A 1792-nucleotide genomic window follows, 5' to 3' on the forward strand; every position below is an offset into this window, starting at 1 on the left:
TCCGCTCCGGGCGGGCGGGACCCGCCCTCCGGCTGCCGGGGACACGGGCGGCGGGACGTCCCGGCCGGGCGTGGACGGGCCACCCCGGGCGGCCCGGGCGGCGCTCTCCACCCGCTCCAGGCGGGCCCGGGCGCCCATGGTCCGGCCCGGCAGCCGGATGTCGCCCCGGGCGAGCTGCGCGACGAACCAGGCCGGCAGATAGCCCTCGATCGGCAGCCCCGGATTGACCGCCAGCCACCACTCGTGATTGGGCCAGTCCGCGGCCAGGTCGGCGTACGGGACGCGGCGGGTGGTGCCGGCGTTCTCCCCCAGGCAGGCGCGGAGCGCGGTGGCCGAGGTGAAGGCCAGCAGGTGCGTCCGGCCCCCGGTGGTCCAGGTGCCCCAGCCCGTCGGGCCCCGTCCGGCGACCGTCTCCGCGGCGACCGGCAGCAGCAGATCGACGCGGGTCAGGATGCGGAAGTAGAGCTGCTGGTCCTGCGCGCCCAGCGCATCCCGCATCGCCACCTCGGCCTCGGTGGCCGGTTCCCATCCGGTCACGGCCACCTCTCCTTCCGCGAACAGGCCACAGGCATCGCCTACAACCTACAAGGTGGTAACAAGATCACAATGCCTGGCCATCGACGGTCGGCCGGGTCGTCGGCGAGGCGCTAACATCCCGTTCCGGAGTCGACACGATACGGAGGCCGTCGATGTCCCGGCCCACCGCGCGCCCGGCCCTGGCCGTTCTGGTGACCCTCCTGGTCGCCGCGTCGCCGGCCGCCCCGGCCGCGGCCCGGGCGCCGTCGGCCTGCGCCGCACCGCCCGCGCCGGCCCGCCCCGTCGCCGAGCAGCCCTGGCCCCAGCAACGGTACGCGCCGGACCGGCTCGCCCCTCTCGCCACCGGCGCCGGGGTGGTGGTCGCGGTGGTGGACTCCGGGGTGGACCGGTCCCACCCGCAGCTCGCCGGCCGGGTGCTCGACGGGGTCGACTTCCTCGACCCGGGTGGCGACGGCACCCGGGACTGCGCGGGGCACGGCACCGGCGTGGCGAGCATCATCGCCGCCGCGCCCCGGCCGGGCGTGGCCTTCCGCGGGCTCGCGCCGGGCGCGCGCATCCTGCCGGTACGCGTCAGCGAACAGCAGGTGGTCGAGGGGCGGGAGTCGGGGCGCACGGTCGACGCGGCCGGCTTCGCCCGGGCCATCCGATGGGCGGTGGACCACGACGCCGACGTGGTCAACCTCTCCGTCGTGCTGTACGCGGACAACCCGGCCGTACGCGCCGCGATCGCCTATGCGGTCCGGCGGGACGCCGTGGTGGTGGCCGCCGCCGGCAACCTGCACGACAGCGGTGACCCCAGCCCGTACCCGGCCGCGTACGACGGGGTGCTCGGGGTGGGCGCGATCGGGGCCGACGGCACCCGCTCCGCCTTCTCCCAGACCGGCCCGTACGTCGACCTGGTCGCCCCGGGCAGCGACGTGCTGATGGCGGCGCCCCGGCAGGGCCACCACCGGGCGGAGGGGACGAGCTACGCGGCGCCGTTCGTGGCCGGCACGGCGGCGCTGCTCCGGCAGTACCGCCCCGAACTGGACGCGGCCGAGGTCGCCCGGCGGATCGTGACGAGTGCCGACCCGGCCCCGGGACGGGCGGACGGCTACGGCGCGGGCGTGCTGAACCCGTACCGCGCGGTGACCGAGTCGACCGGTGGGCCGGCCGTCGGCCGAGGAACCGGGGCGGCGCTCCGGGCCGACCGGCCGGACGCGGCGGAGCTGGCCCGGCAGGCGCGCCGGACGACGGCGCGGAACCGCGCGCTGCT

At 77.6% G+C, this 1792-nt stretch carries 2 protein-coding genes; one reads left to right on the plus strand and one right to left on the minus strand.

Annotated features, from left to right (window positions below; genetic code table 11):
* A partial coding sequence (locus tag B0E53_RS36185; protein ID WP_210406363.1) for an SseB family protein occupies window positions 1–537 on the minus strand: 537 nt, incomplete at its 3' end.
* A gap of 152 nt (window positions 538–689) precedes the next feature.
* On the opposite strand from B0E53_RS36185, the gene mycP reads away from it, so the two are divergent.
* Window positions 690–1792, plus strand: a 1103-nt coding sequence (gene mycP / locus B0E53_RS36190; RefSeq protein ID WP_107079887.1) for a type VII secretion-associated serine protease mycosin, incomplete at its 3' end; no start/stop codon positions are given.

This window comes from Micromonospora sp. MH33 (assembly GCF_003013775.1).
Classification (GTDB): Bacteria; Actinomycetota; Actinomycetes; order Mycobacteriales; family Micromonosporaceae; genus Micromonospora; species Micromonospora fulviviridis.